Origin of the sequence: Pantoea trifolii, from assembly GCF_024506435.1 — a bacterium.
In the GTDB taxonomy this organism is placed as follows: domain Bacteria; phylum Pseudomonadota; class Gammaproteobacteria; order Enterobacterales; family Enterobacteriaceae; genus Pantoea; species Pantoea trifolii.
The window spans coordinates 2283499-2305559 of record NZ_JANIET010000001.1; the positions used below are offsets into that span (position 1 = coordinate 2283499).

The 22061-nt window shown below is 54.1% G+C and carries 20 protein-coding genes and 1 pseudogene; 10 read left to right on the forward strand and 11 right to left on the reverse strand.

Annotated features, from left to right (window positions below):
* The first annotated feature begins 285 nt into the window (after nt 1–285).
* A pseudogene (locus tag NQH49_RS10595) lies at nt 286–1822 on the forward strand (SpoVR family protein).
* A gap of 37 nt (nt 1823–1859) precedes the next feature.
* Here NQH49_RS10595 and fadR read toward each other — a convergent pair.
* Nucleotides 1860–2579, reverse strand: a complete 720-nt coding sequence (gene fadR, locus NQH49_RS10600; protein ID WP_008110376.1) for a fatty acid metabolism transcriptional regulator FadR — start codon at nt 2577–2579, stop codon at nt 1860–1862.
* Between the two features lie 319 nt (nt 2580–2898).
* Between fadR and dsbB the strand changes: the two genes are divergently transcribed.
* Nucleotides 2899–3429: a disulfide bond formation protein DsbB gene (gene dsbB / locus NQH49_RS10605; RefSeq protein ID WP_154156351.1), complete on the forward strand. Its 531-nt coding sequence runs from the start codon at nt 2899–2901 to the stop codon at nt 3427–3429.
* Between the two features lie 40 nt (nt 3430–3469).
* Here the strand turns inward: dsbB and NQH49_RS10610 are convergent, their stop codons facing one another.
* The 3 genes from NQH49_RS10610 to NQH49_RS10620 all read right to left on the reverse strand — a co-directional run bounded on the left by NQH49_RS10610 (nt 3470) and on the right by NQH49_RS10620 (nt 5183).
* Nucleotides 3470–3916 carry a cysteine cluster protein YcgN gene (locus NQH49_RS10610; RefSeq protein ID WP_008110381.1) on the reverse strand — a complete coding sequence of 149 codons (447 nt, stop codon included), beginning with the start codon at nt 3914–3916 and terminating at the stop codon, nt 3470–3472.
* Nucleotides 3917–3980: 64 nt separating this feature from the next.
* Nucleotides 3981–4640, reverse strand: a complete 660-nt coding sequence (locus NQH49_RS10615; protein WP_061718737.1) for a fumarylacetoacetate hydrolase family protein — start codon at nt 4638–4640, stop codon at nt 3981–3983.
* A gap of 267 nt (nt 4641–4907) precedes the next feature.
* Nucleotides 4908–5183, reverse strand: a complete 276-nt coding sequence (locus NQH49_RS10620) for a YcgL domain-containing protein (protein ID WP_007889664.1) — start codon at nt 5181–5183, stop codon at nt 4908–4910.
* A gap of 153 nt (nt 5184–5336) precedes the next feature.
* On the opposite strand from NQH49_RS10620, the gene minC reads away from it, so the two are divergent.
* From minC to minE, 3 genes are read left to right on the forward strand one after another with little or no spacing between them, the layout of a single operon-like run.
* On the forward strand, nt 5337–6047 hold the full coding sequence (minC, locus tag NQH49_RS10625) for a septum site-determining protein MinC (protein WP_256696593.1): 711 nt from the start codon (nt 5337–5339) through the stop codon (nt 6045–6047).
* Between the two features lie 33 nt (nt 6048–6080).
* Complete coding sequence (gene minD / locus NQH49_RS10630) at nt 6081–6893, forward strand: septum site-determining protein MinD (protein WP_007889662.1); 813 nt, start codon at nt 6081–6083, stop codon at nt 6891–6893.
* A gap of 3 nt (nt 6894–6896) precedes the next feature.
* Nucleotides 6897–7166: a cell division topological specificity factor MinE gene (gene minE / locus NQH49_RS10635; RefSeq protein WP_007889661.1), complete on the forward strand. Its 270-nt coding sequence runs from the start codon at nt 6897–6899 to the stop codon at nt 7164–7166.
* A gap of 55 nt (nt 7167–7221) precedes the next feature.
* Here the strand turns inward: minE and rnd are convergent, their stop codons facing one another.
* The 5 genes from rnd to NQH49_RS10660 all read right to left on the reverse strand — a co-directional run bounded on the left by rnd (nt 7222) and on the right by NQH49_RS10660 (nt 13642).
* Entirely contained in the window at nt 7222–8343 is a 1122-nt protein-coding gene (gene rnd / locus NQH49_RS10640) for a ribonuclease D (protein ID WP_256696594.1), read from the reverse strand.
* A gap of 98 nt (nt 8344–8441) precedes the next feature.
* A complete protein-coding gene (gene fadD / locus NQH49_RS10645) occupies nt 8442–10118 on the reverse strand; it encodes a long-chain-fatty-acid--CoA ligase FadD (protein ID WP_256696595.1) in 1677 nt (558 codons plus the stop codon).
* A gap of 208 nt (nt 10119–10326) precedes the next feature.
* Complete coding sequence (locus NQH49_RS10650; protein ID WP_176970028.1) at nt 10327–10920, reverse strand: Slp family lipoprotein; 594 nt, start codon at nt 10918–10920, stop codon at nt 10327–10329.
* A gap of 60 nt (nt 10921–10980) precedes the next feature.
* On the reverse strand, nt 10981–11679 hold the full coding sequence (gene tsaB, locus NQH49_RS10655) for a tRNA (adenosine(37)-N6)-threonylcarbamoyltransferase complex dimerization subunit type 1 TsaB (protein ID WP_256696596.1): 699 nt from the start codon (nt 11677–11679) through the stop codon (nt 10981–10983).
* A 52-nt stretch (nt 11680–11731) separates the two neighbouring features.
* On the reverse strand, nt 11732–13642 hold the full coding sequence (locus NQH49_RS10660; RefSeq protein WP_256696597.1) for a DNA repair helicase YoaA: 1911 nt from the start codon (nt 13640–13642) through the stop codon (nt 11732–11734).
* 124 nt (nt 13643–13766) lie between these two features.
* On the opposite strand from NQH49_RS10660, the gene NQH49_RS10665 reads away from it, so the two are divergent.
* A complete protein-coding gene (locus NQH49_RS10665; RefSeq protein WP_061718729.1) occupies nt 13767–14111 on the forward strand; it encodes a RidA family protein in 345 nt (114 codons plus the stop codon).
* A 14-nt stretch (nt 14112–14125) separates the two neighbouring features.
* Here the strand turns inward: NQH49_RS10665 and NQH49_RS10670 are convergent, their stop codons facing one another.
* The gene (locus NQH49_RS10670) at nt 14126–14323 is read right to left on the reverse strand and encodes a YoaH family protein (protein WP_008110398.1); all 198 of its coding nucleotides are present in this window, start codon (nt 14321–14323) and stop codon (nt 14126–14128) included.
* A gap of 110 nt (nt 14324–14433) precedes the next feature.
* Between NQH49_RS10670 and pabB the strand changes: the two genes are divergently transcribed.
* The 4 genes from pabB to NQH49_RS10690 all read left to right on the forward strand — a co-directional run bounded on the left by pabB (nt 14434) and on the right by NQH49_RS10690 (nt 20031).
* Nucleotides 14434–15792, forward strand: coding sequence for an aminodeoxychorismate synthase component 1 (pabB, locus tag NQH49_RS10675; protein ID WP_256696598.1), 1359 nt, complete (start codon nt 14434–14436; stop codon nt 15790–15792).
* A 1-nt stretch (nt 15793) separates the two neighbouring features.
* On the forward strand, nt 15794–16363 hold the full coding sequence (locus NQH49_RS10680) for a CoA pyrophosphatase (RefSeq protein ID WP_256696599.1): 570 nt from the start codon (nt 15794–15796) through the stop codon (nt 16361–16363).
* Nucleotides 16364–16884: 521 nt separating this feature from the next.
* Entirely contained in the window at nt 16885–18249 is a 1365-nt protein-coding gene (locus NQH49_RS10685) for an L-serine ammonia-lyase (RefSeq protein ID WP_256696600.1), read from the forward strand.
* 219 nt (nt 18250–18468) lie between these two features.
* On the forward strand, nt 18469–20031 hold the full coding sequence (locus tag NQH49_RS10690; protein WP_256696601.1) for a cyclic di-3',5'-guanosine monophosphate phosphodiesterase PdeD: 1563 nt from the start codon (nt 18469–18471) through the stop codon (nt 20029–20031).
* A gap of 49 nt (nt 20032–20080) precedes the next feature.
* On the opposite strand, the gene NQH49_RS10695 is transcribed toward NQH49_RS10690, so the two are convergent.
* Entirely contained in the window at nt 20081–21646 is a 1566-nt protein-coding gene (locus tag NQH49_RS10695) for a TerC family protein (protein WP_256696602.1), read from the reverse strand.
* Nucleotides 21647–22061: the final 415 nt, after the last annotated feature.

Here is a 22061-nt window from a genome sequence, read left to right on the forward strand (position 1 = left end):
TTGACTTTTTTCAGGAGAAAGCGCCGCAGTCATACAATCCACTTATAAACAGAGCATTATTCTAACAAGCAAAATAAAACCAAAATTTATAACAAGTATCGACTTAACTACCGCTTTTTGAATGATTTTCTGCCAAAAGAATTCGATTGAGATTCAGTTTCGGATAGGCGACAGTGGACTATCATTGAAGTGTTCGCTCAGTTTTATTGGGCCATCTTTACTCAGGATGAGGCCTTAAACGATCGTGACAGGTAATTCCTGCCGCTTGCAAAACAGAGGTGCGCTATGACGACAATATTTGACGAGCCAACCCGCAACAGTAAACGACTCAGTGATGGTCCCGACTGGACTTTCGAACTGCTGGATGATTATCTGGCGGAAATTGACCGCGTAGCCAAAAGTTACGGACTGGAAACCTATCCGCACCAAATTGAAGTGATCACCTCAGAGCAAATGATGGATGCCTACTCCAGCGTAGGTATGCCGATCAACTATGCACACTGGTCGTTCGGCAAGAAATTCATCGAAACGGAACAGCGTTACAAGCACGGTCAGCAAGGCCTGGCGTATGAGATCGTCATCAACTCCAATCCGTGTATTGCCTATTTGATGGAAGAGAACACCATGACCATGCAGGCGCTGGTGATGGCGCACGCTTGTTACGGTCACAACTCTTTCTTCAAAAATAACTATCTGTTCCGCAGCTGGACCGATGCCAGTTCTATCGTGGATTACCTGCTGTTTGCGCGAAATTACATTACCGACTGCGAAGAGCGCTACGGCGTGGAGGAAGTTGAGCGGCTGCTCGATTCCTGCCATGCGCTGATGAACTACGGCGTGGATCGCTATAAACGTCCGCAGAAAATTTCGCTGCAGGAAGAGAAAGCGCGCCAGCAGAGCCGTGAAGAATATTTGCAGAGTCAGGTGAATACGCTGTGGCGTACGCTGCCGCGTAAAGAGAAGGAGTCGGTACACGTTGAGGCATCGCGCTACCCTTCTGAACCGCAGGAAAACCTGCTCTATTTCATGGAAAAAAAATGCGCCGCTGCTGGAATCCTGGCAACGTGAAGTGCTGCGCATTGTGCGTAAAGTTAGCCAGTATTTCTATCCGCAGAAACAGACGCAGGTCATGAATGAGGGCTGGGCTACGTTCTGGCACTACACCATCCTCAATCATCTGTATGACGAAGGCAAAGTGTCGGAACGCTTTATGATGGAGTTCCTGCACAGCCACACCAACGTGGTGTATCAGCCGCCGTATAACAGCCAGTGGTATAACGGCATCAACCCGTATGCGCTGGGCTTTGCGATGTTCCAGGACATCAAGCGTATCTGTCAGACGCCAACCGAAGAAGATCGCTACTGGTTCCCGGACATTGCCGGTTCGGACTGGCTGAAAACCCTGCATTTCGCCATGCGCGAGTTTAAAGATGAGAGCTTTATCAGCCAGTTCCTGTCACCAAAAGTGATGCGTGATTTCCGCTTGTTCACGGTAATGGATGATGACCGCAACAATTTCCTCGAAATTGCAGCGATCCATGATGAAGCGGGTTATCGCGCCATTCGTCAGCAGTTGTCGGCGCAGTACAATCTCAGCAATCTTGAACCGAACATTCAGGTCTACAACGTGGATTTACGTGGCGACCGCTCACTGACGTTGCGTTATGTGCCGCAACAGCGTGCGCCGCTCGATAAGAGCCGCAAAGAAGTGTTGAAGCATGTGCATCGTTTGTGGGGTTTTGATGTGATTCTGGAGCAGCAGAACGAAGACGGCAGCGTCGAGTTGCTGGATCGTTCACCCGCGCGCGGCCCAACGCTATAAAGCAAAAAAACCGGACTGATGAGGTCCGGTTTTTCTTTTATCGCTTGCTGGCTAAATCGTCCGGCATGCTTTTCTGCATCTTGTGCCAAATCTCACCGCTGCGACGACCGTATTCACGCACGCTGTCGACAATCTGCTCCTGCGAAGGGTTAGCCACGCATAGATCAGCCAATTGGCGATAGAAGTTACGCGCCAGTTCTCGCGCTTCCAGGCTGGAGAAATAGTGACGACCAACGCGGGTATACAAGCCTTTCAGCCCGTTCAAAATCAGACCATAAATCGGGTTGCCCGAGGCAAACGCCAGGCCACGGAACACGCGATAATCCAGCTCGGTATAGGCTTCGGCTTTATCCTCCTCGATCAGCGCATTCTCCAGCACTTCACGCGCTTTTTCTGGATGATGACGCAGCGCACGGCTGATAAAAATCGACGAGATGTTGGTGCGCACCGACAGCAGATTATCAATCAACTGAGGAACGCTATCGTGATCGAGTCGGGCCAGAGTTTCGAGGATGTTTAAACCGGAGGTTTCCCAGAAATCGTTAACGCGCGTCGGTTTGCCATGTTGAATGGTCAACCAGCCATCACGCGCCAGACGTTGCAACACTTCGCGCAACGTGGTGCGTGTTACGCCAATCAGTTCAGAAAGCTCACGTTCGGCAGGTAGAATGGATCCCGGCGGAAAACGACTGTTCCAGATGCTTTCAATAATATACTCTTCAGCAAATCCCGCGGGGCTCTGCGCCTTAATCACCATAGCATTTATTTCTCGTTGCTTTCTTTAACGTATTGCGACTCATCATACCAGAGCGGCTATAGCGGAAATAGCCTGCCAACCGATTAAAAGCGCGCGCTGGCGCAAAATTCAGCCGTGAATACAGAGGAAACTCTTTGGCCTGGCACACGTTTGCATTGTGCCTGCGGCTTGCATTTATCGAAGGACGCGACTGGCAGGATCTTTTTGGCCTCAACACGACTTAAGTCATTTTTGTACATGATTTTTTCCCGTTACCTGGCTGGCACGGTTGCGCTTTTGGTTTACACTGCGAAACATTAACGGTTACAGGAAAAGCAATATGTTGCGATATTTGAATCAATGCTCGCGTGGACGTGGTGCCTGGCTTCTGCTGGCCCTGACGGCGTTGGCGTTTGAATTGACGGCGTTGTATTTTCAGCACGTGATGGGGCTGCAACCCTGCGTAATGTGTATTTATGAACGTTGCGCGCTGTTTGGCGTGATGGGCGCGGGCATTGTGGGCGCTATTGCGCCGAAAACCCCGCTGCGCTGGGCGGCCATTCTCATCTGGATCTACAGCGCGATTGAAGGCACGCGCCTCTCTTACGATCACACCATGATTCAACTGCATCCCAACCCGTTTGTCACCTGCGACTTTGCCGCGCGTTTCCCAACCTGGTTGCCGCTGGATAAATGGTTGCCTTCTGTATTCGTAGCGAGCGGTGATTGCGCTGAGCGCGGCTGGACCTTCCTGACCTGGAGCATGCCGCAGTGGATGATCGTGATTTTTGCCGCTTATCTGCTGGTGGCGCTGCTGGTGCTGATTGCACAACCGTTCAAACCGAAACGCCGCGATCTGTTCGGACGTTAAGCACAAACAAAACAGGCAGCCTTGGCTGCCTATTCTATGTTTAACCGTTGCGATCCGGTCGATCGATAATATGCTCTTCCCAATCCCGTACTTCACTCTCCCGCACCGCAATAAAACGCACGGAAATGCGCTGCGCATGCATCGCCTTTTTAGAACCGGCGATCAGCGGATGCCACGCTGGCAAGGTTTTGCCTTCTCCTAACACACGATAGGCGCAGGTGCGCGGCAGCCATTCAAAACTGGTGAGATTTTCACGCGTCAGCTTAATGCAATTCTCTTCCAACTCAAAACGATGCTCGTAGTTACGACACTGGCAGGTTTTGATATTCAGCTGATTGCAGGCCACGTTGGTGAAGTAGATTTCGTCAGTGTCCGCATCCTGCAACTTATTCAGGCAACATTGGCCGCAGCCGTCGCACAGGGATTCCCACTCTGCGTCGTTCATTTGGTCAAGGCGTTTAGTCTGCCAGAAAGGTTGTTCAGTCATGATGGCGGTCCGGGTTAGCAAAGAGACCGCACCTTATAAAGGTTCAGGTGCGGTGATGCAAGTTTTACAGAACGCGCGTCGAAATACCGTGACCGGCCAGCGTGATTTCCAGCTTATCGCCAGAGCGCATTGGGCCAACGCCCTCTGGCGTCCCGGTCAGCACCACATCGCCCGCGCGCAGCGTGAAATACTGGCTCATATAGGCAATCAGCGGCAGAATTTTGTGGATCATATCAGCGGTCGTGCCGTGCTGACGTACTTCACCGTTAACGACCAGCTTCAGTTCGGTGTTCTGTGGATCGCCGCTAAACTCAGAAACGGGAATAAAACCCGACAGCGGACACGAGTTATCGAAACCTTTGGATTTTTCCCACGGTTGCCCCGCTTTCTTCAAACCGGCCTGCACGTCGCGTAAGGTCAAATCCAGCGCGACGCCATAACCGGCAATCGCCTTCGCCACGTGCTCTTCGCTCGCCTGCTTCAGCGTCGAGCCAATCAGCACAGCCAGCTCCACTTCATGATGCACTTCACCAAAATTTGCCGGAATCGACAGAGGCTGGCGCAGATCGCACACCGCAGTTTCCGGTTTGATAAACACCACCGGTTCGGTTGGCGTGGCACTTCCCATTTCCTTTATGTGCTTCGCATAGTTGCTGCCGACGCAAACCACTTTGCTGACCGGATAATCTAACAGAGCGCCCTGCCAGTTACGATGCTGATACATGCTATTCCCCTGCTTTGGTTGTGTTTGCCGCCAGTGCATCTGGCGATGAAGTCTGGCTCAGTGCCGGAACGCGGCAGGCTGAGGTGAAATATATTAACGGGTTTATGGCGGCTGGCGTGGCGGAAATTGTCAAAAGTCGTTAATCGTATACAACAAAATCAGCTAAACGCTTTGAAAATTGCCCGCAATAAAGGGTTAAAGCGGGCAGTTAATTAACGCAAATAGCACTGATTATTTCTACAGGATATATTTACAGATGAATCTGAATTAATCTTTTTTACCCTGATCGAGATGAATGTTGAGCAGACTTTCAACCGGTGGTGGAATTTGCAAATAATAGCCGTGTTCGCTTAAACCTTGCTTAACTTTATTGATATCCGCGTTAGCCAGCTTGTCACGCTTATCCAGCGATAACACCATTGCCAGCTGGGGTTTGCCGAAGCCACGCAGCAGTTCTTCTGGTACCCGTGAGAAATCGTCTTTTTTTTCAACATACAGATAAGTCTGTTCACGTTGCGGGCTTCTGTAGATCACACAAAACATATTTTTTACTCGAATTAACCGATGGCGTCACTTGCCTGAATATAGCAGTAACTATAACATGCTTGCAGAACTTCGAATATTGACCGTTTGATGTTATTGCCGATTTTATCGGCGTACATTTAAGGGTCGTAAAACAGGACTGAGTCAGCACAGATGTCGCAAACGCCAATCGAATTCAAGGGAAGCAGTTTTACCCTGTCAGTCGTTCATCTGCATCATTCGCAACCCGAGGTGATTCGTCAGGCGCTACAGGACAAAATCGATCAGGCACCTGCCTTTTTGCTGAATGCGCCGGTGGTGCTGAATGTGTCAGCGCTAACCGGCGACATTAACTGGAAACAGATGCAACAAGCGGTGATGGCGACCGGTCTGCGTATCGTCGGTGTCAGCGGTTGCAAAGATGAAGCCCTGAAAAAAATGATTGCCCGCGCGGGTTTGCCGGTACTTTCGGAAGGTAAAGAGAGCCGCAAACAAGCCTCGGCTCCCGTCATTGAAGCCGCGCCGGTTGTTCCAGCGGTGATCGCTGAAGCCGCCAGCAAAACCCGCATCGTTAATACGCCGGTGCGTTCGGGCCAACAGATTTATGCGCGTAATGCCGACCTCATCGTTACCAGCAGCGTCAGCGCCGGTGCCGAGCTGGTCGCCGACGGCAACATTCACATTTACGGCATGATGCGCGGTCGCGCACTGGCGGGCGTCGGTGGACAACGCGACAGCCAGATTTTTTGCACCAACCTCGCCGCAGAGCTGGTCTCTATTGCCGGGGAATATTGGATGATGGATCACATTCCGGCGGAATTCTTTGGTAAAGCGGCGCGTCTGAGTCTCAAAGATGGCGCGCTGACCATTCAGACACTTAATTAAGCCCCTTTTCTTTCGTTAAGGAAATCAACATTTATGGCACGCATTATTGTAGTTACATCGGGTAAAGGGGGCGTTGGCAAGACCACGTCAAGCGCGGCCATCGCCACCGGCTTAGCGCAGAAAGGCAAAAAAACCGTCGTCATCGATTTCGATATCGGCCTGCGTAACCTCGATTTGATCATGGGCTGTGAACGTCGCGTGGTGTATGACTTTGTTAACGTCATTCAGGGCGATGCGACGCTGAACCAGGCGCTGATTCGCGACAAGCGCACAGAGCAACTCTACATTCTCCCAGCTTCTCAGACGCGTGATAAAGATGCGCTGACGCGTGAAGGCGTTGAGAAAGTGCTGAACGACCTGGCGGCGATGGAGTTCGACTTTATCGTCTGCGACTCACCAGCAGGTATCGAAACCGGCGCGCTGATGGCGTTGTACTTCGCCGATGAAGCCATTATCACCACCAACCCGGAAGTCTCTTCAGTACGTGACTCCGACCGTATTCTTGGCATCATCTCTTCGAAATCCCGTCGTGCAGAGAACAGCCAGGATCCGGTGAAAGAGCATCTGCTGCTGACCCGTTACAATCCTGGCCGCGTTACCCGTGGCGATATGCTGAGCATGGAAGATGTGCTGGAAATTCTGCGCATTCCACTGGTTGGCGTCATCCCGGAAGATCAATCTGTCCTGCGCGCCTCAAACCAGGGTGAGCCGGTGATCCTCGACGCAAACGCTGACGCCGGTAAAGCCTATGCTGATACCGTAGATCGCCTGCTTGGCGAAGAACGCCCCTTCCGCTTTATTGAAGAAGAGAAGAAGGGTTTCCTTAAACGCCTGTTCGGGGGATAACCAATGGCATTACTTGATTTCTTTTTATCCCGTAAGAAGAACACAGCCAATATAGCCAAGGAAAGGCTGCAGATTATCGTAGCCGAACGCAGAAGGGGCGACAGTGAGCCCCACTATCTGCCGCAGCTGAAGCGCGATATTTTGGAAGTGATCTGTAAATACGTAAAAATTGACCCGGATATGGTGACCGTTCAGCTGGATCAGAAAGGGGATGATATCTCCATCCTCGAGCTCAACGTAACGCTGCCGGAGCCGGAAGACGTTCCTAAATGATTAAAGCGGTTTCCTGATTTTCCCCTGCGGTATTACGCAGGGGAAAATGCTCGCGTCAAAGTGCCTGCAGAATCTCGTCGATACCCGCTTTCAACAAATCGCCCCGCCAGCCTGTCTGTAATTCAGGTGTGCGCGACGCGATTTTCAATCCCCAATGTACACTCAGCACCTGATTAATCTGGCGACGTGATGCCAGCAGTTCCTGACTGAAACCACTCTCTTCACTCACCTGTTGCACCAGCGCTTTAATGGCTTTGAACGCCTGCTTGTAATGCGGATGATCGATCAGATTGGGCAGCGGCGCTGGCAAAGTCGCTTCATCCTGCGCCTGCGCTTCCGCCACCAGCGCTACCATCGCTTTACCGTGGAAGCGGATTTCATGGCCGTTCAGACCTAAATGATCCAGCTCACCAAGGCTACCTGGCATAAAGCGCGCCACTTTCCACAGATTCTCTTCGCGTACCACGAAGTTCACCGCCATATCTTTTTGTCGGGCGATGTTTAAACGCCATGCCGCCAGACGCTGCAACGCCGCCAGCTGACGCGGACGCAGTTGCCACGCATTGGTGATATCGCGCCAGGCTTCTTCCGGCTGCAGCATATCCAGACGACGCTGGCACAGCAAACTGCATTCGCTTAACGCTGCCGCCATGTTGCCCGCTTCCTCGGTTTGCGCCACCAGCTGATGGGCAATCGGCAGCAGATAGGCGACATCGGCGGCGGCATATTCACATTGACGCTCGGTCAGCGGACGCGCCAGCCAATCGGTACGCGACTCACTTTTATCCAGCTCGATCTGGTTGAAATGCATCACCATCGAGGCAAAGCCCCACGACAGCGCCTGGCCGCTAAAGGCCGCCAGAATTTGCGTATCAATCATCGGATCGGGCAGGCATTTAAAACGATGCAGGAACACTTCCAGATCTTCGCCACCGGCGTGCAGGAATTTGGTGACCTGCTTGTCCTGCAGCAGCGCCACAAACGGCGTCCAGTCACTGATATTAAGCGGATCGATCAGGATCAATTGGTCGCCATCAAACAGCTGAATCAGGCCAAGCTGCGGATAGTAAGTGCGGGTACGCACGAATTCGGTGTCCAGCGCCACGGCGGCGTGCTGGCGTGCCTTCTCGCACACGGCGGCCAGTTGGTCATTTTGGTCGATCAGGGTGTAATTCACGTTGTCTTTCTCGCTGCGGCAAACTACGCGCAGCGCTCCATGTTAAAAGCAATAAAAACGCCGGTCTGAGCCGGCGTTAACCTGAGGAGAATGGCGCGTTACTGCCCTTCTCGCTTCGCCTCATCACGCAATTCGCGACGCAAAATTTTGCCCACGTTGGTCTTCGGCAATTCGTCACGAAACTCGATAATCTTCGGCACTTTGTAGCCGGTGAGCTGGCGACGGCAGTGATCCAGCACCTCTTCTTTGGTCAGTGAGGGATCTTTCTTCACGATGCACACTTTAACCGCTTCGCCCGACAGATCGCTGGGAACGCCAATCGCCGCAGCTTCACGCACTTTTTCGTGCTGCATCAGCACATCTTCGATCTCGTTAGGATACACGTTAAAGCCTGACACCAGAATCATGTCTTTCTTACGATCGACGATGCGAATAAAGCCTTCGCTATCAACGGTAACAATATCACCGGTATGCAGCCAGCCATTTTTCAGCATTTCATCGGTCGCATCGGCGCGCTGCCAGTAGCCAATCATCACCTGCGGACCGCGAATACACAACTCGCCCGGTTCGCCTGGCGCTACATCCTTGTCTTCATCATCAACTATGCGCACATCGGTGGACGGCACTGGCAAACCAATGCTGCCAGTGTGACAGGTAATGTCATACGGATTCACTGACACCAGCGGCGAACATTCAGTCAGGCCGTAACCTTCCAGCAAATAGTGTCCGGTGAGTTTTTCCCAGCGCTCGGCGACTGCTTTTTGCACCGCCATGCCGCCGCCCGCTGACAGGCGCAGCGTGGAGAAATCGAGTTTATTGAAGTTGGCATCATTCAGCAGCGCATTGAACAAGGTGTTCACGCCGGTGATGGCGGTAAACGGAAACTTGCTGAGCTCTTTGACAAAGCCGGGAATATCGCGCGGATTAGTAATCAGCAGGTTGGTGCCGCCAAGGTCAAGGAACAGCAGCCCGTTCACCGTCAGCGCAAAGATATGATAGAGCGGCAGCGCGGTCACCACTTGCTCTTTGCCCGGACGCAGCAGCTTGCCGTAAGTGGCTTTGGTCTGTTCCAGATTGGCCTGCATATTGCGGTGCGTCAGCATCGCGCCTTTGGCCACGCCAGTGGTGCCGCCGGTATATTGCAGGAAGGCGAGATCGTCATTGGTCACGGTTGGGCGTTGATAGGTCATCTGTTCGCCCTGCGACAAGGCGCTGCGGAACGGCACCGCGCCCGGCAGGTGGTATTTCGGCACCAGCTTTTTCACGTATTTCACGACGAAGTTTACCAGCGTGGCTTTCACTGGCGCCAGCTGATCGCCCATACGCGTTAACATCACATGCTTGATCGGCGTTTCGGCCACCACTTTTTCCAGCGTGTGGGCAAAGTTCGAGACGATGACAATGGCGCTGGCACCGCTATCAACTAACTGATGCTTGAGTTCACGCGGCGTGTAGAGCGGATTGACGTTAACCACCACCATGCCAGCGCGCAATACGCCAAACAGCGCGACGGGATATTGCAGCAGGTTTGGCATCATCAGCGCCACGCGATCGCCCTGCTTCAAACCTAAACCTTGTTGCAGCCAGGCGGCAAAGGCGCGGCTCTGCTTTTCCAGCTGCCGGTAGGTCATCGGTTGGCCCATATTAATGAAAGCCACCTGATCGGCGTATTGCTCTGCTGCGTGCTCGAAAAGATCGACCAGAGAAGCGTATCGATCCGCATTAATTTCCGCAGGGACATCTGCCGGATAGCGTTTGAGCCAAACCTTATTCAAAGAATCACCCCGATAATCTTGTTGCGTAGCCATCGCCGCCTCGACAATCAATGTTGTTAACAATATTTTAACTGATTGTACCAGTTTGCCTGTTTCGGCATTTTCAGGTTGCGAAGCGCATCACTAAATTTCGCGCATCGGTTGCGCGCCCAATAAAAAGGCCCGTTCGCAAGCACCGCGACCGGGCCGTAAAATAGATTTTAAAACTTTATTCAGTAAGGATAGTTTGCACCTGCGCCGGCTGGCCAAGATTCATTCCCCAATACGGGTTGGGTCCCCAATATCCCGGACGATGGCGCGTTGGGCCATACCAGATATACGGATCAATCGGCTGCGGCGGCGTCATCACCTGTTGCGTCAGATGCCAGCGCTGATAACCGCGCACATCGATCACCACAAAATTGTAGCTGGCCTTACCAATATCCCCTTTCTCAATGCCTTTGATGTTGCCCAGCACCGTGATGTATTGGTTGTTCAAATCGACCGGATCGACAAAGCCGCGGATGTCGGCAAAGATGCGGCCAACCGAGGCGGCACCCAAACGCGGACGCGCGCTCTCATCCAGCGGCTGGGTCGCAATTTCCACGCGCGTTAAGCCGTTGAGATTGGTGACCTTCACCACTTTCCCGCCGAAGCGTGATTCCTGACCGACAAACAGTTGCGGCGCGTTCATCACGCGCAGTAAATCTTGCTGTGGAAGCTCAGAACTTCCTTTAATTGAATCTGGCACCGAAACACAGCCGCTGAGCAGCATTGCGCAGGCTAACAGAGCGCCAGACATCCCTTTACGACTTATTGGCATAGCACTTCTCCTGTTATTTCTCTGATTAGACTGAGCTCGCGAAGATAAGTTGCGCGCGACTTAGCGGCCGGGCAACTTTTTCCATGCCACTTCATTGCGCAGATAAACCGGCTCGGCATTCTCTACCGCGACTGCTTCGTCACGTTGCCAGGCGCTGAGCGCCAGCGGCAGCATATCTTCGGCGGCAGGTAATAACACCTCTGAAGCAATAAGCTGCGCGCCTGGCGAGGTCAACAGATGCGGATAGGCTTGCCAGCCGGTGCCAACGGCAGTCCATTCGCCGCTTAATGCCGCAATACGTTCCTGTGCTACTTCGGGTTTGATCACCGCTTCGGTTTCCGCACCCAGCCATTCGCCGTTTTCGTCACGCTGATATTCAGCCCAATAGAGTTCGCCCATACGCGCGTCAATCGCCGCCAGCACGCGCGTCGCGCCGGTCAACCGCCACGCGCCCTGCGCCATGGTCGCTAATGAGGAGACGCCGATCATCGGCAGATTCGCGCCAAGTGCCAGCCCCTGAGCAATACCAATGCCGATACGCACACCGGTAAAACTGCCCGGACCCCGGCCAAACGCCAGCACGTCAAGCGCGGTCAGCTCCAGCTGCTGCGCCTGCAACAGCTCCTGCACCAGCGGCAGAATACGTTGGGTATGATCGCGCGGGGCGATTTCAAAGCGGGCATCAATCTGCTGCAGGTTTTGCAGCGCGGCAGAACAGGCTTCTGTCGCCGTGTCCAGGGCTAAAATTCGGGCGGACATAACAACCTCAGAGAGTCAAAATGGCGCGCATCTTATCACAGCCTGGCACAAATTAGTGATCCGCAGGCTGACGGACAAATTCGATGGCGCGTGCAATATCGCGGGTGCGCGGCGTGGGCGGCAAACTGTTGAGGAACAGGCCGCCGTAAGGACGTGAAACCAGACGCTGATCGCAAATCACCAGCACACCGCGATCTTCCGTGTCACGAATCAAACGCCCCACGCCCTGTTTCAGGGTGATCACCGCATCGGGCAATTGCACATCATTAAAGGGATCGCCGCCGCGCAGGCGACAATCTTCCATGCGGGCTTTGAGCAGCGGATCTTCCGGTGAAGTAAACGGCAGCTTGTCGATGATCACCAGCGACAGCGCATCGCCGCGCACGTCGACACCTTCCCAGAAGCTGCTGGTTGCGACCAGCAGCGCGTTACCGGCTTCGAGGAACTGCTTCAGCAGCTGTCCTTTACTGGTCTCGCCCTGCAGCAGCACCGGCAAGGTCATCGAAGCACGAAACTCGATGGCTAACTCGCGCATCATCTTGTGCGAGGTGCAAAGGAAGAAGCAGCGGCCTTTGTTGGCATCAATCAGCGGCTTCATCATGCGCGCCAGCTGGCGCGCGCCGCCGGGATGATTGGGTTCCGGCATATTGCGCGGCACGCACAGCAGCGCTTGCTGAGTGTAATCGAATGGGCTGTCGAGAATCATGGTAGTGGCGTTATCCACGCCAAGACGGCTGGAGAAATGGCTCATCTGCTCATTCACTGCCAGCGTGGCAGACGTGAAAATCCACGCCGCTTTGCGGTTATCCATCACTTCCCGGAAACGTTCTGCCACCGATAACGGCGTCAGTGCCAGTGTGAAATGGCGGCTGTTGCACTCATACCAATAGCTGAAGCCCGGCTCATCAATGGCGCGCAGACGTTTCAGGCGCGTGCGATACAGCGCCGCGCGCTCAAAGGCGGCGTCCAGCAGCGCGGAACGCCCGAGCGACAGTTTGATCACGTCGTAACAGAGTTCGAGCGCATCATCCAGCAAGGTAAACATGCGCATGATGTTGTTGTCGCTCAGCAGATCGCGCAGGTTGCCGCGAAAGCCCGGTTCGCCAAGCGTCAGTCGGAAATCCTGCGCGCACTGCGCCAAGCGATCGGCAGATTTCTGCAGCTGCTGCACATCCCGCACTTCGGTGCGATAGGCAATGATGATGTCTTTGGCGAGGTCCTGCAGTTGGCGGCTCGACAGCTGCTGACCGAAATACTGGCTGGCGATATCGGGCAGCTGATGCGCTTCATCGAAGATCATCACATCGGCCTCTGGGATCAGTTCGCCGAAGCCGCCCTCTTTCACCACCAGATCGGCGAGAAACAGATGATGGTTCACCACCACCACATCGGCATCCATGGCTTTTTTGCGCGCTTTGACCACGAAGCAATCTTTGTACAACGGGCAATCGCTGCCGAGGCAGTTATCGTTGGTGCTGGTGACAAAGGGCCAGATCGGACTGTCTTCGGCCACGCCGTTGCAGTTGCTGACGTCGCCATCGGTGGTTTCTGACGACCAGCCGCGCACGCTGATCAAATCGCCCAGCGCCTGAACGCTAAGATCGCCGCCGGTTTGATTCTGCTGCTCAAGACGTTCGAGGCATAAATAGTTGGAGCGCCCTTTCAGCAGCGCGGTTTTGCCGCTGAACTTCAGGGCACGCGCGATGGTGGGCAGATCGCGGTTATAGAGCTGATCCTGCAACGCTTTGGATCCGGTGGAGACGATGACTTTTTTCTTCGCCCGCAATGCCGGCGCCAGATAGGCATAGGTTTTACCGGTTCCGGTGCCCGCTTCTACTACCAGCTCGCCGCCTGTTTTCACCGCCTCGGTTACCGCTTTGGCCATTTGGCGCTGTGCTTCACGCGGTTTAAAGCCCGGAATTGCCTGCGCCAGTGCGCCATCAGCTGCAAAATCGTCTGCCACACTTCCTCACATCAAAAATTAAAACCACTGTAATTATGTCAGGATTCCCGGCGGGCAACCACAACAGATGACATGCGCCCCTGGGATATGGCAGGCTAGCGCAGCAAAATTAAAGGAGAACAGCATGACCATTACGCGTATTGATCCAGAGCACCGCATGTCGGAAGCCGTGGTGCATAACCAAACCGTCTATTACACCAGCGTACCGGAAAACCTGGATGAAGATGCGGAAGCGCAAACCGCCAATGCCTTGGCAGTGATTGACGCCATTCTGACGCGCGTGGGATCGGATAAGAGCAAGATCCTCGACGCCACCATTTTTCTGGTGGAGAAAAGCGATTTTCCGGCGATGAATCGCGCCTGGGATGCGTGGGTTTCGCCAGGCAATGCGCCGGTGCGTTGCACCGTGCAGGCCGGTTTGATGAACCCGAAGTATAAAGTCGAAATTAAAATCATCGCCGCGCTGTAAAATCCGTTCGGGCGTTATTCGTTGTCGTCTTCTTCATCCTCGTCGTCTTCGAACATCGCCCGAATGGCTTCACCTTTATAGGTTTGACGAATCTCCTGCGCCACCTGCGCAATCGCCTGTCCGCTCGACATACCGCCCGCCATCAATTCCTGGATGCGTTCAACCGCTTGCTGCTGTTGCTCATGGGATAACGCTGGAAGACCTGTAAACATAATTCACTCCTGGTGCATGGGGGACGCATTATTACCACGTGGAACAAACGGGTGCCAGCAACAAAAAAATATGTCAGGCTAGCGACCTGCTTGCTGAAGTGATTTGTCCCATGATGGTAAAAAGCCTCGTTCTGAAGTATACGCCCGAAACGCTGTTACACCTTTTTGCTCCGCTGGCCCACCAATGCTGGGCGATGTTGCTGACCTCCGGCCAGGCCGACCACGCGGATAACCGCTTTGATATCCTCACCGCCGATCCGCGCACGACGCTGACCACACGCGGTGCCAGCACCGAAATTGCCTGCGGTAATGAGGTCATTCATTCCGCCGCCGATCCGTTGCTGCTGGTACAACAGCAATGTGACGCGCTGGGTGTGACGCCTGCTTTTGATGCCGATTTACCCTTTCAGGGCGGTGCATTGGGTCTGTTTGGTTACGATTTGGGACGGCGCTTTGAAACTCTTCCAGAGCACGCGCAGCAGGATCTCATCACGCCGGATATGGCGGTGGGCATTTATGACTGGGCGCTGATCGCCGATCACCATCTGCAAAAATTGACGCTGGTTTCGCTCACCGATGCCGAGCAGCGTTGGCAATGGCTGCAAGCACAAACCGCGCCGCCAGCCGAGCCCTTCTCCTTAACCAGCGAGTGGCAATCGAATCTCAGTTTTGACGCCTATGCGCAGCGGTTCAACGCGGTGCAAGCCTATATTCAAGCCGGTGACTGCTATCAGGTGAATCTGGCGCAGCGTTTTCAGGCGGGCTATCGCGGCGATGAGTGGCAGGCATTTTTGCGTCTCACGCAGGCGAATCGCGCACCGTTCAGCGCCTTCCTGCGTTTGCCAAACAGCGCGCTGCTGAGTTTATCGCCGGAGCGCTTCCTCGCTTTACAGCAGCAAGAGATTGAAACGCGTCCGATCAAAGGCACCTTGCCACGTCTGGCGGATGTCGAGGCCGATCGTTTGCAGGCAGAGAAACTTGCTAACTCAGAGAAAGATCGCGCTGAGAATCTGATGATTGTCGATCTGCTGCGCAATGATATTGGCCGCGTCGCCGTGCCCGGCAGCGTCAGCGTGCCGGAACTGTTCGTGGTCGAGCCTTTCCCGGCGGTGCATCATCTGGTCAGCACTGTACGTGCACGTTTACCTGAGACGCTGAGCGCAACCGATTTGCTGCGTGCTTGCTTCCCCGGTGGTTCCATCACCGGCGCACCGAAGATCCGCGCGATGGAGATCATCGAAGAGTTAGAGCCGCATCGCCGCAATGCGTGGTGTGGCAGCATCGGCTACATCAGCCTGTGTGGCCGCATGGATACCAGCATTACCATTCGCACCCTGATTGCGGAGAACCAGCAGCTTTATTGCGCTGCCGGTGGCGGATTAGTGGCGGATAGCGACCTGAACGCCGAATATCAGGAAACCTTTCACAAGGTGAATCGTATTCTGCCCAGCCTGCGCGATGAGACCTGAAATGAGTTTAACCCTTGAGCAGTTCCTCAGCCGCTTTGTCCTGCAACCGCCTTTGCACGTGCCAAAAAGCGCTATCAGCGGACGCCGTGCGGCGGTACTGGTACCGGTGATCGCCGGCGCAGAACCTGGCTTGCTGCTCACGCGCCGCTCATCGCATCTGCGTAAACACGCGGGACAAGTGGCATTTCCCGGCGGCATGCAGGATGCCACTGACGCGTCATTGATCCACACCGCGCTGCGTGAAGCACAGGAAGAAGTGGGAATTCAACCGGAGCAGGTGCAGATTATTGGCGTTCTGCCGCCGGTAACCAGCAGCACCGGTTTCGCCGTGACGCCGGTAGTGGGCATTATTCCAGCTGATTTGGCTTTGCAGCTTAATCCGGACGAAGTGGAAAGCGCCTTTGCCATGCCGCTGGCGGAAGCGCTGCGCTTGAGCCGTTACAGCGATCTCACCTTGCGGCGCGGTCATCGCCAACATCAGGTTTGGTTATCCTGGTATGAGGATTACTTTATCTGGGGCATGACCGCCGGGATTATTCGTGCGCTCGGTCAACAAATCGCCCTGCCGTAGATCTCCTAATGCTTTTGAGTGGGCTCTGACACATCTGCTGCGCCTCTGGCAAATGTGCCTTCTTCAACAACGTGCACGGAAGCTTAGGAGCAGGCCGGTGCCGCTTTTGGTCAGGCAATCCGCAGCGCTGAACGAAGCGAGGAAGCCAGGAGAGCCCGCAGGACGCGGGCGAAAGGCGGAGCCGGGACAGGGACGTCCCGTCTCCGCCGGTCCGTCAGGCTGATGAGCGAAGTGAAGGTACCGCGCTAGCGGCGTGAGGACCGCCGGACCAAAAGTGGCCCCGGCCAGCGCACTCGTCGTCGGCATAACTATCCATCAATGTGCTCAAAACTCACCGCTTCGTTAGCTTTTAGCCAGGAAAACCGATCCGCTTCACAACTGTAGAAACGGATAACTATTTCTGTGGTTTATAATTAGTTTATTTCATGCGAAAAGCTGCTCGTTATCCGGCATGGGCGATTACTATTAGCCGCATAAACGGCTTCTGCCGTACAGAATAAGATTTGTGAGGAGTGTCACCGGTGATTAGTGTTTTTGACATGTTTAAAGTGGGCATTGGTCCATCCAGTTCACATACCGTCGGCCCGATGAAAGCAGGCAAGCAGTTTGTTGAACTGCTGGCCGAACAAGGCAAATTGCAGGACGTGACGCGCGTGGCGGTCGACGTCTACGGTTCGCTGTCGCTCACTGGCAAAGGTCACCACACCGATATCGCTATTATCATGGGCCTGGCGGGTTTCGAACCGGCCACCGTGGATATCGACGGCATTCCCGCGTTCATCAAAGACGTGGAGCAACGCGAACGTCTGCTGTTAGCCAACGGCGCGCGCGAAGTGGACTTCCCCCGTGAAGGCGGCATGGTGTTCCGCAGCGAAAACCTGTCACTGCATGAGAATGGCATGACGGTGTTCGCTTTCGCTGGCGATCTATTAATTCTGAGCAAAACCTACTATTCCATCGGTGGCGGTTTCATCGTTGATGAAGAGCATTTCGGCCAGCCGGTGCTGAACGAAGTTTCTGTGCCGTGGCCGTTCCACTCTGCTAAAGAGCTGCTCAGCCATTGTCGCGAAAGCGGTCTGTCGCTGTCGGGTTTGGTGATGAAGAACGAACTGGCGCTGCATACTCGCGACGAGATTCACGCCTATTTTGGTCATGTGTGGCAAACCATGCAGGCCTGTATTGATCGCGGTCTCAATACCGAAGGCGTGCTGCCGGGCCCACTGCGCGTACCACGTCGCGCAGCTTCCTTGCGCCGCCTGCTGGTTTCATCTTCTAAGCATTCGAAAGATCCGATGGATGTCATCGACTGGGTGAACATGTTCGCGCTAGCGGTCAATGAAGAGAATGCGGCCGGTGGCCGTGTGGTGACAGCACCCACCAACGGTGCCTGCGGCATCGTGCCGGCGGTGTTGGCCTATTACGATCACTTTATCGAACCCGTTACGCCCGATATCTTTATCCGCTACTTCCTCGCCTCTGGCGCTATTGGCGTGCTGTACAAAATGAACGCCTCTATTTCGGGTGCCGAAGTGGGTTGCCAGGGCGAAGTCGGCGTGGCGTGCTCCATGGCGGCGGCCGGTCTGGCGGAACTGCTCGGCGGCAGCCCGGAGCAAGTGTGTGTCGCGGCGGAAATCGGCATGGAGCACAATCTGGGATTAACCTGCGATCCGGTCGCCGGTCAGGTTCAGGTGCCGTGCATTGAGCGCAACGCCATCGCTTCCGTGAAAGCCATCAACTCCGCGCGCATGGCGCTACGTCGCACCAGTGAACCGCGCGTGTCGCTGGATAAAGTGATTGAGACCATGTACGAAACCGGTAAGGACATGAACGCCAAATACCGTGAAACCTCACGCGGCGGATTGGCGATTAAGGTCCAGTGCGACTAATACTCCGCTGATGATTAAAGCAACAGTTGACTATTTTTCTGCATCTGTTGCTACCTCCAACTGAGTAAACCAGATACATTGATTTTGCGCGCGGCCCTTTGTGGCCGCGCTTTTTTTAGTGCCGTATTTTTTATTCAGCCGCGCTAAACCTGGCCGCCTCAATGCCGATAACCTACACGTTAATTTGGCTTCAATCTTTGTTTTGCAAGGTGGTTACTGATGCTCATTCCCCAGCAATTTGTGGGTCAATTTCTCCGTAAGCGACTGCTTATTGCGTTAGTGATCGCCTCGCTGGTTCTGGTCCTGACGCTAACTTTTCGTTATATCGAAGAGAAATCGCGCATTGAGCAGCAGTCGCTGAATTTCGCCACCCGCGCGATTGAACGTTTTGATCGCATGTTCTCGCCGCTGGATGTTTCCGCCAACAACACGCTTGGCCTGGTTGGCGTACCTTGCGCGCAGGTGCGCTATCCGCTGATTGAGAAAATTGCCGCGCTGCAAACCGTGCGCACCGTGCTGTTGGTTCAGGACAATACGCTTTACTGCTCCAGCATTTTCGGCCCGCAAAACCTCTCCTTCAGCCAAACCTACCCTGAGTTAGCCATCAATAATCAGCGCATGATGTTAGCCACGGATAATGATCTGCTGAAAGGATCGCCGGTGCTGCTGCTGTGGACGCCAAAATCGCTGGATAACCGCGAAGGTCTGCTGCAAGTCATTAATATTGAGTTGATGACCAACTATCTGCTCGAGCCGCAGTTGCCGTGGGTGGAGCGCGCGATCTTTAACGTCGGTGGTCAGAGCCTTGAATACGGCAATCCGCTGATTGAGCAAACCGAACCGTCTGAAGATGAAGTGGCTTACGATCAGGCATCGCTGCGTTATCCGTTCAGCATCACCTTGTACGGCCCTTCACCCGCCTGGCTGGCGCTCAACACGCTGCCTTCTCAGTTGCCGCTGGCGCTGATGCTGAGCCTGCTGATGGGTTACATCGTCTGGCTGGCGACCGCCAACCGTATGAGTCTCAGCTGGCAGATCAGTTATGGCATCACCGCTAACGAATTTATGGTCTATTGCCAGCCGCTGATTAACGCCAAAAGCGGCGAGTGTGACGGCATGGAACTGCTGCTGCGCTGGCATAACCAACGTCAGGGCTGGATTGCGCCGGACGTGTTTATTCCGCTCGCCGAGCGCCAGAACCTGATCGCGCCGTTAACCCGCTTCGTACTGGCGAAAGTGGTGGATGAGCTGCCCAACCTGCCGCAATGTCCGTCGTTCCATATTGCGATTAACGTTGCCGCCAGCCATTTCCGCGATCGCGCCATTGTGGAAGATCTGCAGAATATCTGGTGGCCCGCCAATCCGATGCCGAAACTGGTGGTCGAGCTGACGGAGCGTGATGCCCTGCCGATTATCGATCAATCGGTGGTGTCGCAGCTGCATGAGATTGGTGTGCGTCTGGCAATTGATGATTTCGGTACTGGCCACAGTTCGCTGGCTTACCTGAAAGACCTCAAACCGGACGTGCTTAAAATCGACAAGATTTTTACTGCCGCCATTGGCACCGACGCCATTAACGCGACCGTGACCGATATGGTGATCTCGCTGGCGCAGCGCCTGAATATTTCGCTGGTGGCGGAAGGTGTGGAAACTGCGGAACAGGCGCACTATTTGCGTGAGCGCGGCGTTGACCATCTGCAAGGCTATTTCTACGCGCGTCCCATGCCGATTGAAGATTTCCCGCAGTGGCTGGAGCAGCATCAGGCGCAGTTAAGCGCATAAAAAAAACGGCCACTTATGTGGCCGTTTTTACTCGCATCAATCAGCTTACTTACTCGGCGTGTTCTTCGTGATCGAATGGCTTATCTTTGGTCACGCGCACCAGGTCGATACGGTAATCGGTCGCCTCAATCACCTGGAAGTGCAGCGGCGGCAAATCAATCACCTCGCCCGGCAGCGGCAGCTGGCCTTTCTGCGCAATCAACAAACCGGCTAACGAAGCGTGATCTTCATCGGCCTTCACTAACTCGTGATGATCCAGCAGCTGTTGCAGCGAGTGCAGATCGGTACCGCCCTTCACTAACCAACCGTCGCCATCGGCAATGATATCTGGCGTTTCATCTTCATCCGGGAACTCACCGGCAATCGCTTCCAGCACGTCCAGCGGCGTGATTAAGCCCTGTACCACACCAAATTCGTTGGTAACAATCACGAAGCTACCTTTGGCACGACGCAACACGCCCAGCAGATTGATTGGGTCCAGCGTTTCCGGTACCACAATCGCCGGGGTATTAGCAGCAAAGGTTGCCACATCCATACCGTGTTCCAGCGCCACCAGCAGCTCTTTAGCACGCACCACGCCAATGATTTCATCCAGCTCACCACGACACACCGGGAACAAACTGTGTGGCGTATCCAGCAGCTGAATACGGATTTCATCCAGCGGGCGCGAAACATCCACCCACGAAATGTTACCGCGCGGCGTCATGATGCTGCGGATTGAGCGTTGCGATAACGTCAATACGCCGTTAATCATGTAGCGTTCTTCGTCTTTAAACGCTTCCTGCGGCATCGCTTCGGTCAACGAGGTTTCTTCCGTGGTCGTCGCTTGCTTACGCTGGCGTCCGCCCATCAAACGCAAGATCGCTTCGGCGGTGCGTTCACGCATCGGGCGATGTTCCTGATGCTTAATAAAGTTACGGCGCGCAATGTGGTTAAACAGCTCGATAATGATCGAGAAGCCAATCGCCGCGTACAGGTAACCTTTAGGAATGTGGAAACCAAAGCCCTCGGCCACCAGCGACAGACCAATCATCAGCAGGAAGCTCAGACACAGCACCACCACCGTTGGGTGTGCGTTAACAAAATTCGTCAGCGGTTTTGAGGCCAGCAGCATCACGCCCATAGCGATTACCACCGCAGTCATCATCACCGGCAGATGGTTCACCATACCCACCGCAGTAATCACCGCATCCAGTGAGAACACCGCATCCAGCACGACGATCTGAATCACCACCGCCCAGAAACTGGCGTAGCTCTTATTGCCCTGATGTTCGAGTCCGCGGTTCTCGAGTCGCTCATGCAGTTCCATGGTTCCCTTGAATAACAGGAACAAACCACCGAACAACAAAATTAAATCTCGTCCGGAAAAGCTGAAATCGCCTACGCTGAATAGGGGTCGCGTCAGCGTCACGATCCAGGAGATGAGTGACAGCAAGCCAAGACGCATAATCAGGGCGAGCGACAAACCAATCAGTCGGGCTTTATCGCGCTGCTTTGGAGGCAATTTATCCGCGAGGATGGCGATAAACACCAGGTTATCAATACCGAGAACGATTTCCAGCACGATCAGCGTGAGCAAACCCGCCCAAATTGAGGGGTCGAAGAGAAATTCCATCAATGACTCCTTACCGAACGTGATGGCGTACGAAATTGCATCTGCACCAGAGGGCGAGACGAGGGATCGTTACAGTTGGTGATAGCGCTGAAGAGCGTAAAAGCAGGCGCGGAATAGCGCTGAGAACATGTTGAGCGACGTCGGTGACGGTCCATAAAGGTGAGCTGAAGCCCGGTACTCCTGAATAAAAAACAGAACGCTAATGTATCAGTTACATCAACGACGTCAAAAAAATTTATTACATTTACAAATATCTACGTGAACGCATGAATAACGAACAAAAGTGCACATTAGCGCCGTTACGCTCGAAATAGCTGACAAACATCACATAATTTATTTTTTCGATCACTAAAATAAATCGCGACCTTATCGCTGTGCAGCGGATTGTTTCGTTTTATTTATTGATGCTCTTTCT